Here is a 13,905-nt window from a genome sequence, read left to right on the forward strand (position 1 = left end):
CACGGTTGAATGCCCCTGCCAATATAGGGGCTGATGCCACACCCCCTATATTGGCCAATGAGGCAACTCCCATTGTAGGTACCCAGAAGACTGCCGAGTACAGCCATCAAAATCCCGACCGGTATTAGCGCACGGTTGAATGCCCCTGCCAATATAGGGGCTGATGCCACACCCCCTATATTGGCCAATGAGGCAACTCCCATTGTAAATAGATCCAACTTAAAGATTTTGGCCAAAATGACCATGATCAATCCATGAAAGAATAGAATCATAAATCCGGATAAAATATACACAGGTGCTTGAAACAGCTGTGAAAAATCGGCATGGGAAGCAATTAAACCAATGACTATATAAAGCATGACTTTTGAAATTTCCATGGAACCGGCAATACGTCCAACCTTTGTGACAGCCAGAATTAAACCTACGGTCGAAGCGATGATGATCGTCCAAGTCGTTCCATTCACAGCGGCACCCAGTACTGGCAGGCTTTCCCCAATTTTGATTGCCCCTGCTGATACAATTAAAGCAAGTGCCAAGAAACCAATCAATTCCACGAATCCAAATTCCGTCTTGGCGGTTTCCCCTGCTTCAAGCTCAGATGTCATTTGATCAATGAAAGATGTATCCGCTTTAGTCCAAATATTGAATTTTCCTGCAAGAGGCACCAGCCAAAACAAGAACATGACCCAAATGGAATAATTGACTGTATCCATGATTAACGCATAGCCAAAAATATTTTCAGGTACATCGAGTATGCCTTGCAAAATCACCATATTGGCAGATCCCCCAGTCCAGCTTGCGCTTAAAGCAGAAAATGCCTTCCATGTTCCTTCCGCATAAAAACCATTCATTAAAACGTAAGTAAGAGTGAACCCGCCGATGATACTGAATGAAGCGGCAAAAAAAGTTAAAAGCATCTTAGGTCCGAGTCTGATTATTTTTCGCATATCGCATTGCAAAAGCATGAGCATCAACATGGCAGGCAGCAGGAGGCCACGTATGGTGCTATATGCACTTTCGACTGATTCACTATCTGAAAATACCCCAAATGTTTTCATCAGAGCAGCTCCAATATAAATAAGGACAATACCAGGAACATACTTGAAGAACCTTCCTCCTATCTTTTTTTCCGCTACCGCAATCACTGCAGTAAATGCCAATAAAAAACAGACAAACATCACACCGTCTTGAATCATTTCCCATACCTCCTTATATTTAAGGGATTCTATTAAACTAAAATGTCATTTTCATCTTCGGTAAAAAGACAATAAGCAGAAGAAATCAAATTCGACAGTGAAGCCTAACGAAGCCCTACATAAAAAATCCAGCTGCCAAAGAGCGCCTACACACTCTTTAACAGCTGGATTTCAATTGCGAATAACAAATGAAGCAGCTATAACTTATAAAGTTGATGATATTTAATGCTCGCATTTCTTAGAGCGACGGCCAGTGCTTTCTGAGATGACCCAAAGTAACGTTTCTCAATTTCTTTTTCCAATTCATCGGGTCGAAGAATGGATTTGCCCACTAACATGGATTGAATGAACCTTGATGTAAGCGATATCGTTGTCGAGCATTCCACATCCACTATTTCATGTGTATCACTATCAATGACGAACCCGATAAAAAAGCAGTTGAATTGCTGTGTAATAGGGTTATTAGAAGCTGCCTTCGATTCGCCGACTATATATACTGTTTTCTGATGAAACATACTTTTGTGCCTCCTGCCATTACAGACATCGTAACAGGTATAAATAGGGTGTCTATCTATATTATTACAATATGAAATGGCTACATATATTCTATTATATGCAATATGCATTTGACAATATATTTCGTATATTAAGTTAATTCCCGATTCCTCCGGCAATGAAATAGAAAAGCGCTGACTTCACGAGTAATGGCTTTCGATTAAGACGAAATGACCCATTATTAAACAAAAACCTACTCCTAAACTAATACGCTGAAATACGCTGCATAAATCCTTGTTAATCTAGCCAAAATTACCTTGAACCGCACCTGAATAATTTTCGTCATTTTCCCCGCCTATTGCAATGGTGCTGACTAATGCAAATGTCATGATGATCAAAACCAATATAGAAAAGTTCATGCCAAGCTCCCTCTGCTAACCGCATTTGCTTTTTTGTAAAATTCTAATTAATGATATTTTATTCATTGTCGTGTTTTAATATCATGGTTCGGGATGCATTCCGAACCTCCTTTTGTCGACAAACTGAGAACTATTGTATTAATAAGTCTTTTCCAACCGATTAATACAGCTTCTCATAAGGCACATACTTCGCATACATATCTTTTCTGCGATTACGATCATTGAAAGTGGTTGCTGCACCACTTTTTCGATTCTCATAAAGTTCGTCTATATCGACCGTACCGGTAATAATGGTATGTTCATTCATTTCAGCCTCAACTACTATACCATTTGCTGGCCAAGCACTGTCACAGGGGCTAAGTATACTGGCACGACCGTATCCGTCCGGCAGGGGTGCCCCTGGTTCACCAACTGTGGGGCAATGAACAAAATATACCTGATTCTCGATTGCACGTGCATGTGCACAATGGCGAACTCGCCAAAAACCAGCCTCTGTAAACGTGTATGATGGACAAAAAATGATGTCGGCCCCGTTCACTGATAATATTCTTGAAATTTCAGGTATCTCCGCTTCATAACATATTGCTATTCCAATCCTAACCGGACCAATGGAATAAACCTCCAGATCATCGCCTTCAGAGGTACACCAATTTGCTTCAGCAGGAAAGATATGAGTTTTTTTATGCTCAACGTATGATCCGTTTCTATCAAAAATGTATGCAATATTGAAGTATTCATTATCGCGGCGTTCCAGATGCGTGCCCGCAATAATGATCTGTTTTCTTTTTCTTGAAATTGACCTGAAAAGTTCTTTATATTGATTGGTATATTCATCAATCCTCATAACGGATGAAGCATCCTGTATTCCAAAGGTCGCTGATAACCCGATAGTTAACAATTCAGGAAAAATGATATAATCCGAGTCTTCGGGAACTTGGTTGATCAATTCTTCCACCTGTTTCTGAAATTCATTGAAAGTTGACACATTTTCTACACGGAATTGGCAAGCCGTTATGTTAATTTTCACGAAATCCCTCCCAAATCATGCCCTACCAGTTCATCTTGTCAGTAATCCCCATGGAAAACTTGATTAAACGCAATCAGGATATTTTATTCAAATCATTCATTTCATTCTCTTGCATAGCGATATGTTTAGTCAGTGCACTTACAATGAATGTTACTAGTATATTAATTAACAAAGCTATGACACCTGTACTGATATCATTAATTACATGCGGTATACCCGGCAGGAATGTCGCAACCTTAACATCTGCAATTGTCGCATATAGAACGATTAGGACGCCTGCCAAGATTCCTGTCATCGCACCATACTTATTAATTATATTATTTTTTGGTAAACTGCAAAACAAGGCAGGTGCCAGTTGGGTTATTAAACTATATGACATGATATTCAAGATGGCCAAAGCCTCGCCGCCTGTTACCGTAACAATTAAAGCGATTATTGAGATACCAATAATAATTAATCTTGAGACGATCAATTGATGTGTTTCACTCGCAGAAGGTACCAGAACTTTGAAAAAGCTATTTGTCAGACCTACCGATGCAGCCATTAGCATGACTGAAGCCGGTACAAGGGCAGTCAATAAACCTGCAGCTCCGATAAACCCTATCACCCATGGATCGAATGTTTGAATCGCCAGCCTTAACAGTGATAGATCCCCATCTGCTCCTTGTAAGCCCGGGATTTCCATGATAGCTGCATATCCTATGAAAAAGACGAAAAGCAGTAACAGTGTGTATAAGGGTAAAGCAATGGCATTTTTGCGAAGGGTTCTTTCACCATTCGACGATAAAACAACCATGAAAGTTTGTGGCAGTAAATAAAATCCCAGTGCATTCAGCAAAACGGTGGACACAAACCAGGACTGACTCAATCCGTGATCCGCCAAAACTAACATTTCCGGTTTTGCCGCTTGGACTGTCTCGAACATTGGCTGTATGCCCCCGAAGTAATGAAATGGGATGTAAATCCCCAAAAAGATAACGACAACCAAAATCATGAAATCTTTTAGTATCGCAGTCCATGCTGACCCATGAATGCCTGAAATCATTACATAAGTAGTTACGACTACAGCACCGATAACACTTGCAGCAACTGGTGAAATCGCTCCATAAGATGCTTCTGAAACAATGATGCCTAATCCTTTGAGCTGTATGACTATGTACGGAACGAGAGCTAGGCTTCCCAATACGGCCACGATCATCCCCATTGATCGGCTCTTGTATTTAGATGCAAAATACTCCGGCTGAGAGATAATGGAATGGCGTTTGGAGTATTTCCATATTTTAGGAACAAGCCAATACGATAGGACGTAGGCTAAGAATATATAGGCGGGAACATAATAAGCAGCCGCACCTTTTGAGTAAGCCCACCCACTTCCGCCCAGAAATGTGAAAGTTGTATAAATTTCACCTGCTATCAGCAGAAAAATGAAGAATGTACCGAAGCCCCTGCCCCCTACGGCAAATTGCTCCATATCCATATCCTTCCCTTTTCTTGCTTTGATCCCTAAATAAAGTGCGAGCACCAAGAAGATGGAAATGATGAGTAATGAGATATTCATTCAGGATCACTCCCTTTATTATCAGGATCGAACCTATAGACAATCATTAAAATAACTGAAGCCATCACCATCCAAAATGCAACCCAAAATAACAAAAAAGGCATTCCCAATATGTACGGTTCTATTTTATTTGCATAGGGCAATAAACCCAAGAACCCTATGAATGGAACAAAAAGCAATAGCTTAATAGCATTCAAATTATACCCTCCCCTTGTTAGGTTCTTAACATGGAATCACCATCAGTCAAGTCGACTTACATACAAAACTGATGGTTTGATAGCATAAACGTTAGTTACGGATATTTCCTTCTTTCAACAAAACATATATTCGCCTTAATTGGACTGGATGGCAAGGACCGTTTCCAATATTACATTGACGCCTTTTTCACAATCTTCCCAAGTAGTAAGTTCCTCTTCACAATGACTTTTACCTTTGATGCTTGGTACGAAAACCATGGCAGTCGGTATAAAACTAGCTATAAACTGAGCATCATGTCCAGCACCGCTTACCATTCTTTTATATGGTAGACCTAATGAATTGGTCGATAGTTCAAGCAAATTGCAAATTGATTTATCGAACCAAACGGTATCCCTGTCCCATAATTTTTTCACTTGAATGTCACAGCCTCCTTCTATACCTGTGGTTGTAAGGCCTTCAATGACTTCCTCCACCTTTTCGATGACCTTGAAATCCTTATGCCTTGCTTCTAGCGAAAAAACTACTTTATTAGGGATGACCGTATGGATATTAGGAAACACATTTACCCTTCCAATCGTAAAAACCAAATCGTCATCAAGCATGCCTAATTTCTGACGAGCCTCCATAATCAAGCTATTCGCAGTGAAGAACGCATCCTTTCTCATAATCATCGGGGTGGTTCCCGCATGATCGGATTCTCCAGTAACTTCCATTTCATAGCACACCATTCCAAGGACACATTCAACGACACCGATCGTTAACGATTCACGTTCAAGAATGGGCCCTTGTTCAATATGCAATTCTAGAAATGCAGTCGCTTCTTTTAAACGGGACTCTTCATTTCCTGCGTATCCAATGGCATTTAAGGCACTTTCGAAAGTGGTTCCTTCACTATCCGTCTTTTGCAGCATGATGGATTTCTCGAATTTACCCGAAAGAACTCCCGAAGACATCATGGAAGGTTCGAATCTGGCTCCTTCTTCGTTCGTAAAATTGACGATCATTACCGGAATTTTAGGCTGGATATTATTTTCCACCAGCGTCCGCACGACTTCCAAGCCGGCAGCTACACCCAAGATACCATCAAACCGCCCGCCTTTTTTCACGGTATCCATATGTGATCCTAAAACAATTGGCGGTTTGTCTTCAAGTCCCGTTAAAGTAGCGTAAATATTCCCCATGTCATCAACCTTAATGGTCATCCCCAATTCTTTACAACAAGAGCAAAAGTAATCACGGACTAATCGATCTTCCTCGGACAGGGATAACCGTGTGACTCCGTTGTTTTCTGTCCGTCCGAAATCCGCAAATTTCTCGAGCGTATGACTCAGTCTCTCACCATTAATTAATAATTTTTGCTTTTTCATAATGAATATCCCCCTTTTAGATAACCTGCTAAATTCTACATAGGTTGGCTTAAGCAACAAAATTGAAGTTTAAGGTCTTTGTCGTTTAATAGTTCCTATAGATTATATTTCCACCAATGTTTCCCTATGATAGAGAATCTCTCCGTTTAGAATCGTTGATTCAACTTTTAAATCCTTGATATTTTGAGGATCTACTTTCAATATACTATCATTCAATACTACTAGATCGGCTAGCTTCCCTACCTCTATGCTGCCTTTGACATCCTCATCGAAACTCGCAAAGGCGCCATTCCATGTGTATAGTTTAATGGCCTCCATTACGCTAATCGATTGAACCGTACCTATCTTCATACCGGACCTGCTTCTTCTATTAACTGCAACATGTATGCCTAATAAAGGGTCGTGATCAGTAATGGGAGCATCAGATCCACCTGCGGCCAAGATGCCATTATCAATATAATCACGGGCGGCGTACATGCGGTTGACCCTATTACCGTAGTGTTCGATATATATATCACCGAATTCATAAGGAAATGGGGGGTTGGGGATTGGGATGATTCCAAGTTCTTTCATCCTCTGTTGTAAATCTGGCGCAGATATTCCAGCATGCTCAATTCTATGTCTATGATCTTTTCTTGGAGTTTCATTCAAAGCCTTTTCCACACAATTTAAATACATCTCTATCGCCCTGTCCCCTTGGGCGTGTACTGTGATCTGATAGCCTTTTTTATGTGCCTGACCTAATACTTGATAGATTTCTTCTTCTTTATAATAAAGAATGCCAAAATTGCCAGGATCACTCGAATAGGGCTCACGGGTAGCGATCGTCGGACCGGTGCTGCTGCCATCCGTAAACAATTTAGCCGGTCCAATTTTAAATCTTTCGTCCCCAGTTCCGGTTACGATTCCAGAAGATACCACTTTGTTTACAAATTCATGCGAATTATTCAATGAACCTACCATCGCATAGATGCGGACACGTATATCCTTACTTTTAATGGCTTGCTGCATTAAACGGAAACTTTCAGGACCATAAGCACCAGCTTCATGAATGCTAGTTATGCCTGCGGCAATGAAATGCTCCGATGCAATTTTCACTGCTTTCAACAGTTCACTTTCTGAATAGCTTGCAATGTCGGCCATTATCATATTTGCTGTTTCAATTAGTTTGCCTGTATTCCTCCCTGCCTTATCCTTTTCAATAATCCCGCCTTTTGGATTCTCTGAGTTTTCATCAATTCGGGCAAGTTCTAACGCCCGGCTGTTCACAACACTTATATGGCTGCATGTACGGGTTACCATAATGGGATGGTCTGTTGAAATGGCATCCAACTCTGTAATTGTTGGATACCGTTTTTCTTTCATAGCGGTTTCATTGAAGCCCCAGGCGCGGATCCATTCACCTTTAGGGATTGTCGAAGCTTTCTTCTTCAGATCGATTAACAAATCTTTTACAGATTCTATATGTTCAGCTTTACAACTTACTGCCAACTGGTTGACACCGTACAATATAAGGTGAATATGAGAATCTATAAACCCAGGCAGTAATGACTTTCCCTGCAAGTCAATCACATTTGTTTCTTCTCCGATAAAAACCTTCATTTCCTGATTCGTTCCAACTGCCGAGATGCGATTTCCTTTAACTGCCAAGGCTTCTGCGATTGAATTTTTTTGATCAACTGTTATGACCTCGCCGTTTATGAATACGATATCAGCCTTCAAACACTCACCACTTCCTTTTCTTTTGTTGTCCATATCCTGACTTATTGAAATATTCTGTTTTTAATAGATTCATTATATCTACACCAGTTTGTGAATTCATTAGACAAATAGTCAAAAATTTTATCGTTTTTTTACACCTTTCATATGATTATGTCTTATCTTTGTATGATTCATTGATAAAAGTCCCCTATTTATCTAGCCTTAGAAATGGATGAATAAAAATATTCCTTAGGAGACTTATACGAAACAAAAAAAAGATAGGTACAGCAGTTGATATGCTTACCTATCCCTTTCATTCCGTTTTTCAGTTGTATGACAATCATTTCAATCTCCCTATAATTCCAATGGTCAAATACTGTTTATTTGCATTAAAATCCCATGGCCAATACCGAAGGGATAATTCACTTTTACCCACTTTTTCAATAAAAGATTTTATCCCAATCAATGCTGCCCCATACCCCACGTTTGAAGCTAAGACAAATATGGCACCAAGCCCTTCATTAATGGTATCCATATACTCAGGTTCGATTTTTAAGATATCAGTCCATGTAATATAGAATCCATTTTCCTTGATACATTTAGAAATAGAGTGATTCAACGTTCGTACTATCTCATCCCTTAGATCTAAAAGTCCATTCTTTATTTCTTCTGCGTCTTTATTTTGATATTGGTTTGAGTAATCAGAAAGCAGTTCCTTGGCCCAATTATAAAAAAGTTGAGTATAAATGGCGGAAGTTGCTATAACGTCAAAACCATTATAATGATTGGCAAAAATACTTTCAGAAAGCCGACCTAACCGATTCTCGGCATCCTTTACATACTGAATAATTTCCTCTGCCTTTTCACCACGATCCAGCATGGAAGATAGGTGGTGATCAAAATCCATTTTATCTAGGCCTGTAACATCGATTTCAACAAGCTGAATTTTTTTTCGAGTATGTTCAGGCAAATTCTCTATACCCTTTTCCATACTTTCCATATCAATATCGAATAAATATATGGAATTGCATTTAGCTGCTAGATAATCGATATCCAAATCATCGCAATTCCCTGCACCAACGATAGCCATTTTATCAACAATCTCTTTTTTCGAAAAAACGGCATCGAATAACCCTGTAACTTGTGAACGATGCTGTTTCCACCTCATCTTTCTGAATTCATCTCGGTTATGATTCATTTCTCTTTGATAGGTTTCCAAATAAATCTCTCCCTTTAGGGTACTATCTATATAAATATTGTAACAAAGTATCCCGATATGTGAATCGCAAATAATTTAGATTTCACAGCTAAAAAAGAGGCACTCCTTAAATTCAATTGAATATAAGCAGAGATAACGGGAGGGTGTTCCTTGAGCAAAACAAGAAAGATTTCACTGACTTTATTAACTATTTTCTTACTCAATATGGCCGTGTCGTAATACTTGTGTTTTCAATCACAAAGAGTATGAAAGCTGATCCTGAAGAAGAAAAAAAGGTTAGAATTCAAGCTGAACGGTATTTAGTGAAAAACTTTGAAGATAAAACGGAAATATATGATGTCCTCTATAATAATATGGGTAATTGCAACTATTTTGAATATGCAACTAAAGTGAAACATAAAAAATATGGTACTAAATTTTTAGTTTACTTTAATGATGAAACAGGGGAAATGGCAGATACCTTCTTATCTGAAGAATAGCAAGATGATGCTGAAAAAGAGATAAGGCCTTATATTGAAAATGAACTGGGGGACATTTTGATATCCAAGATATGGGAGATATTGCAGAAAGTGATGATTGGGAAGAGATTCAACAAGGAATAGGCGATTCGAATCAATTAGTCTTGGTCTTTGATGAGGGGATCGGGAATGAATTGAAGATTGATCCGAATAAACCAGCAAGCTATAAAGATTATGACGTTGTCCCAACCATTCGGATCACCTTTTCATGTAAGAAACAGTATGCAGATGAAGACCGCTTTACTGTAATTATCGCTGCACTAAAAAAAGATGCATGGATTTAAACATGGAAATATGATTGTAGAATATAGCATTAGCAATGGTGTTCCTCTGGAAGATGAGGAATGGAGTCAATCATTTTAATGGCACTCATATTTTTTAACAAAGCGATATGAGCAGCAATCATAGCCTGACGCTACTTTACCTATTTTGTTTTCCGGCAGCAAACCCTTATGATCCAATATGAAATCGGGGCTGCAGTTCCCACTTTCTCCAACAAACTTTCCTATTCTTTTGGTCGGAAATATCTTTGATTTTTCCGCTCGTCGTTTTTTCATGATATTTGCAACTAGTACAAAAAACATACTGAGGATGAATAATCCAAGATACATAGATTATGCCGACATGATGGACTATAGATTATTATATTTCGTTTCTCACAGTTAACCTCAGTTTGGCAAACAGCTCTTGGTTTTTGGTCAGAAACAATCCTATTCAATATGAAAACGAAATGTCCTTCCATGATTTGTATATGCGGCTGCTCCATTTCCTGAATAATATACCTAATAAAAATATTCAATATTTTTAACGGAGTCCTTAACGGGAGATTTTGATCGGTCGAGCTCCCACTCTCATCGGAAATATCAAAAGAGTGTAGATTTTACAGGTATTCAACCCACTTTTTTAAATTAATTCACATACCCTATACGGTAATGATTTTATACACTTCACCACTCAAAAATAGGAATTTTAACCCAGAGCTTTCACCCTTTTCTTAATCGTATAAATATTCAAAAAAATGTCGAGTTGAGTCATCTAGCCTTTTACCCTTATACTAGGGAAGAAAAATCGAAGGAGGAGAATTATACATGAAGAAAGAAATTTCAATAATTGGTGTTCCAATGGATCTTGGTCAAACTAGAAGAGGAGTGGATATGGGACCTAGTGCCATTAGATATGCAGGATTGAGTGAAAGACTTGAAAACATTGGCTATACTGTCCGTGATGAAGGTGATATTATAGTAGAGATAAAAGAAAGAGCACAAAGTGATAGCGACACAAATTTAAAGAATCTACAGGATGTTGCAGAAGGTAATGAAAAATTAAGTCAAAAAGTGGATGAAGTCATCCAATCAAATAGGTTTCCTTTAGTATTGGGGGGAGATCACAGTATAGCAATCGGCACATTATCCGGTTTAGCGAAGCATTCTGAAAATTTAGGGGTAATTTGGTATGATGCGCATGGCGATTTAAACACAGCCGAAACTTCCCCATCAGGAAATATCCATGGTATGTCCCTTGCAGTAAGTTTAGGCCTTGGCCACCCTGTACTGACTAACATTGGCGGCTATTCCCCAAAAGTCAAACCAGAGAATATTGTCATTATTGGTGCCCGTTCTTTAGATCAAGGTGAGAAAGAACTAATCAGGGAAAAAGGTATTAAAGTCTATACTATGCATGAGATTGATAGAATGGGTATGACAAAAGTGATGGAAGAATCGATTGCCTATCTGAAAGAACGTACGGATCTTGTACATTTATCCCTTGACCTTGATGGTCTTGATCCAGATGATGCACCAGGGGTCGGAACGCCTGTAATGGGAGGCATTAGTTACCGTGAGAGCCATCTTGCCATGGAAATGCTAGCTGAAGCTAATATCATTACATCTGCAGAGTTTGTAGAGATAAATCCAATATTGGACGAGCATAATAAAACAGCTGAAGTTGCTGTAGCATTAATGGGCTCATTACTTGGAGAAAAACTGCTTTATGGAGCGGAAGACCACCTTATCACTTCAGGTTTACTGGTAGATGTAAAATAGATCGAACCCTATTGAGATGACAGTTATTGATAGAAATAGAGAGAGAGTTCACTAATGGATGCTTCATTGGAAATATCACATCAGGGTGCTTCTCTCCCCATTTGCGGATGATCGACATGTTCAATTCACACCCTGGTTTCCTGACGCTTGGCTTCCTTTTCTTTATTAAGCGGCGCTATCGTTTATTCTGCATAGATGCCTATGTTCATTGTCACATCTTTCTTAAATGCAGAAGTAATCTCTTTTCCGAGGGAATTCGACATCTCCTAAGATTCAAAATCGAAGCTTTTAGACTTGTGGTTGAACACAAATTCCCTAATAACGTCCCAACATAAATGAAACCGTTTGCACCCATCAGGTAAAGGAGTCTTTCAATGAAAACAGCAGATAATCAACCAAATGAATTAAAACGGAGTATGAAAGCTAGACATTTATTTATGATTTCAATAGGGGGATGTATTGGTACCGGCTTTTTCCTTGGTTCAGGCTATACCATTCATGAAGCAGGTGCCATCGGTGCTATCCTCTCTTACATAGTTGGCGGCTTCATCATGTATTTAACGATGCTTTGTCTAGGTGAACTATCGGTTGCCATGCCTGTTTCCGGATCGTTTCAGACATATGCGACAAAATTCATCGGTCCTGGAACCGGCTTTGCCATTGGATGGCTTTACTGGTTAGGTTGGGCCGTTACAGTTGCCTTAGAGTTTCTGGCAGCAGGACAGCTTATGCAAAGATGGTTTCCTGGATCACCCGTTTGGATGTGGTGCGCAATCTTTGCTTTTCTCATATTTTCACTAAACGCTTTATCAGCAAAGGCATTTGGCGAATCGGAGTTTGTTTTTTCCAGCATAAAAGTATTGGCCATCATTCTGTTCATCATCGTTGGCGGTGCTGCCATGTTTGGTCTTATTGATATGAAAGGTGGACAAGAAGCACCATTTTTCTCCAACTTTTTCAGTGAAGGCCTCTTCCCCAATGGGATATCGGCCCTGCTTATCACAATGATTACAGTGAACTTTTCATTCCAGGGCACAGAGCTAATCGGAATTGCCGCGGGAGAAAGTGAAAATCCAGAAAAGGTCATACCTAAATCGATCAAACAAACAGTTTGGCGTACCCTTTTCTTCTTCGTTCTTTCTGTCTCTGTTCTTTCAGCGCTGATTCCAAGGGAACAGGCAGGAATCGTTGAAAGTCCATTCGTTGTTGTATTGGATAGTATCGGAGTTCCTTATGCGGCTGACATCATGAACTTCATCATTCTAATAGCGCTTTTGTCCGTTGCAAACTCCGGCCTTTATGCGGCAACACGTATGCTTTACTCGCTTTCTAAGGAAGGCATGGCAAGTCCGAAGCTCGGTATGGTAAATAAGCGAGGAATTCCGCTTAATGCCTTGCTTATCACCCTTGCAATAGCTGGTTTGTCTTTACTTTCAAGTGTAGTAGCCGCCAAAACAGTGTTTGTCTTTCTTCTCTCCCTTGCAGGATTAGGAGCACAAATTGGCTGGATTGCAATCGCGGCTTGTCTTCTTGCTTTTAGAAGATCATATACCCGCCAAGGCGGAAAGGTAGAAAATCTGAAATTCAAAGTACCGCTATACCCATTCATCCCCATTCTTGCCTTGATAGCAAACTGCATCGTCATGATCAGTCTTGCGTTTGTTCCCGAGCAGCGCATGGCCCTTTATTGCGGGGGGACATTCTTCCTTGGATGTTATGCGGTTTATCACTTTAGGGTAAAGCAAAACAAGAAAGCAGAAACTCCTAAGCAGGAAGTTCAATTAAATGCCGGTAAAAAGATGGTCATTTAATCTTATCCGGATGGCTGTGGAAAAGAGTATAGCGATGGAAAGCGATCTTGATTCCGATAAAATCAGTATAAAGAAAAAATACCCTGGATGGTTTCATACCCAGGGTATTTTTTATACTTAACCACAATTAATTGGAAGTTACATTTCAGTTTGTAGACAAAAGGGGTTCGGAATTAAAAAATTCCGAACCCCTTTTTGAGATTCCCTTTGAATTTTTGCCTGAAGTTAGGAGATTGGGGCTCTACGAGCCCACTATGTTAGGCCATTTTTGGACCTCGCCATGTCCAATTGGCCATCTTCTTTAAATTAATGGCAGCGAAAGTAAGCATCGCCTGCATCGACAATTTTTTAAGT

The 13,905-nt window shown here is 39.6% G+C and carries 12 protein-coding genes and 1 pseudogene; 4 read left to right on the forward strand and 9 right to left on the reverse strand.

Features of this window, described 5'->3' with window-relative positions; all coding sequences use genetic code 11:
- The 9 genes and pseudogenes from ACFX4L_RS23300 to ACFX4L_RS23340 form a co-directional block, all read right to left on the reverse strand.
- On the reverse strand, positions 1-73 hold a 73-nt coding region (locus ACFX4L_RS23300; RefSeq protein ID WP_377406393.1), incomplete at its 3' end, for a hypothetical protein.
- A pseudogene (locus tag ACFX4L_RS23305) lies at positions 69-1,196 on the reverse strand (DUF819 family protein); the annotation flags it as partial. The pseudogene ACFX4L_RS23305 and the gene ACFX4L_RS23300, both read right to left, overlap by 5 nt.
- Positions 1,197-1,393: 197 nt before the next feature.
- On the reverse strand, positions 1,394-1,711 hold the full coding sequence (locus ACFX4L_RS23310) for a DUF3870 domain-containing protein (RefSeq protein ID WP_284470792.1): 318 nt from the start codon (positions 1,709-1,711) through the stop codon (positions 1,394-1,396).
- A 559-nt stretch (positions 1,712-2,270) separates the two neighbouring features.
- On the reverse strand, positions 2,271-3,137 hold the full coding sequence (locus ACFX4L_RS23315; protein ID WP_377384406.1) for a nitrilase-related carbon-nitrogen hydrolase: 867 nt from the start codon (positions 3,135-3,137) through the stop codon (positions 2,271-2,273).
- A gap of 73 nt (positions 3,138-3,210) precedes the next feature.
- On the reverse strand, positions 3,211-4,695 hold the full coding sequence (locus ACFX4L_RS23320) for a sodium:solute symporter family protein (RefSeq protein ID WP_377406384.1): 1,485 nt from the start codon (positions 4,693-4,695) through the stop codon (positions 3,211-3,213).
- Positions 4,692-4,892, reverse strand: coding sequence for a DUF3311 domain-containing protein (locus ACFX4L_RS23325; RefSeq protein ID WP_377384410.1), 201 nt, complete (start codon positions 4,890-4,892; stop codon positions 4,692-4,694). The genes ACFX4L_RS23320 and ACFX4L_RS23325 overlap by 4 nt, the downstream gene beginning before the upstream one ends.
- Before the next feature lie 135 nt (positions 4,893-5,027).
- Entirely contained in the window at positions 5,028-6,260 is a 1,233-nt protein-coding gene (locus ACFX4L_RS23330; RefSeq protein WP_377384412.1) for a Zn-dependent hydrolase, read from the reverse strand.
- A 102-nt stretch (positions 6,261-6,362) separates the two neighbouring features.
- Entirely contained in the window at positions 6,363-7,982 is a 1,620-nt protein-coding gene (locus tag ACFX4L_RS23335) for an amidohydrolase (protein WP_284470796.1), read from the reverse strand.
- 319 nt (positions 7,983-8,301) lie between these two features.
- Positions 8,302-9,180, reverse strand: coding sequence for a hypothetical protein (locus tag ACFX4L_RS23340; protein WP_377406385.1), 879 nt, complete (start codon positions 9,178-9,180; stop codon positions 8,302-8,304).
- Between the two features lie 143 nt (positions 9,181-9,323).
- On the opposite strand from ACFX4L_RS23340, the gene ACFX4L_RS23345 reads away from it, so the two are divergent.
- The 4 genes from ACFX4L_RS23345 to ACFX4L_RS23360 all read left to right on the forward strand — a co-directional run bounded on the left by ACFX4L_RS23345 (position 9,324) and on the right by ACFX4L_RS23360 (position 13,551).
- Positions 9,324-9,659, forward strand: coding sequence for a hypothetical protein (locus tag ACFX4L_RS23345; protein ID WP_377406388.1), 336 nt, complete (start codon positions 9,324-9,326; stop codon positions 9,657-9,659).
- Positions 9,660-9,730: 71 nt separating this feature from the next.
- Positions 9,731-9,982, forward strand: a complete 252-nt coding sequence (locus tag ACFX4L_RS23350; protein ID WP_377406390.1) for a hypothetical protein — start codon at positions 9,731-9,733, stop codon at positions 9,980-9,982.
- An 804-nt stretch (positions 9,983-10,786) separates the two neighbouring features.
- Complete coding sequence (rocF, locus tag ACFX4L_RS23355) at positions 10,787-11,740, forward strand: arginase (RefSeq protein WP_061463155.1); 954 nt, start codon at positions 10,787-10,789, stop codon at positions 11,738-11,740.
- A gap of 374 nt (positions 11,741-12,114) precedes the next feature.
- The gene (locus ACFX4L_RS23360) at positions 12,115-13,551 is read left to right on the forward strand and encodes an amino acid permease (protein ID WP_377384418.1); all 1,437 of its coding nucleotides are present in this window, start codon (positions 12,115-12,117) and stop codon (positions 13,549-13,551) included.
- Positions 13,552-13,905 lie beyond the last annotated feature (354 nt).

Source organism: Peribacillus sp. YIM B13482, from assembly GCF_042787975.1.
Classification (GTDB): domain Bacteria; phylum Bacillota; class Bacilli; order Bacillales; family DSM-1321; genus Peribacillus; species Peribacillus simplex_A.

Bases quoted from the DNA above. Each gene is read 5' to 3' on its own strand.
- ACFX4L_RS23310 (WP_284470792.1), bottom strand. From the start codon at position 1,711: ATGTTTCATCAGAAAACAGTATATATAGTCGGCGAATCGAAGGCAGCT.
- ACFX4L_RS23320 (WP_377406384.1), bottom strand. From the start codon at position 4,695: ATGAATATCTCATTACTCATCATTTCCATCTTCTTGGTGCTCGCACTT.
- ACFX4L_RS23330 (WP_377384412.1), bottom strand. From the start codon at position 6,260: ATGAAAAAGCAAAAATTATTAATTAATGGTGAGAGACTGAGTCATACG.
- ACFX4L_RS23350 (WP_377406390.1), top strand. From the start codon at position 9,731: ATGGGAGATATTGCAGAAAGTGATGATTGGGAAGAGATTCAACAAGGA.
- rocF (WP_061463155.1), top strand. From the start codon at position 10,787: ATGAAGAAAGAAATTTCAATAATTGGTGTTCCAATGGATCTTGGTCAA.
- ACFX4L_RS23360 (WP_377384418.1), top strand. From the start codon at position 12,115: ATGAAAACAGCAGATAATCAACCAAATGAATTAAAACGGAGTATGAAA.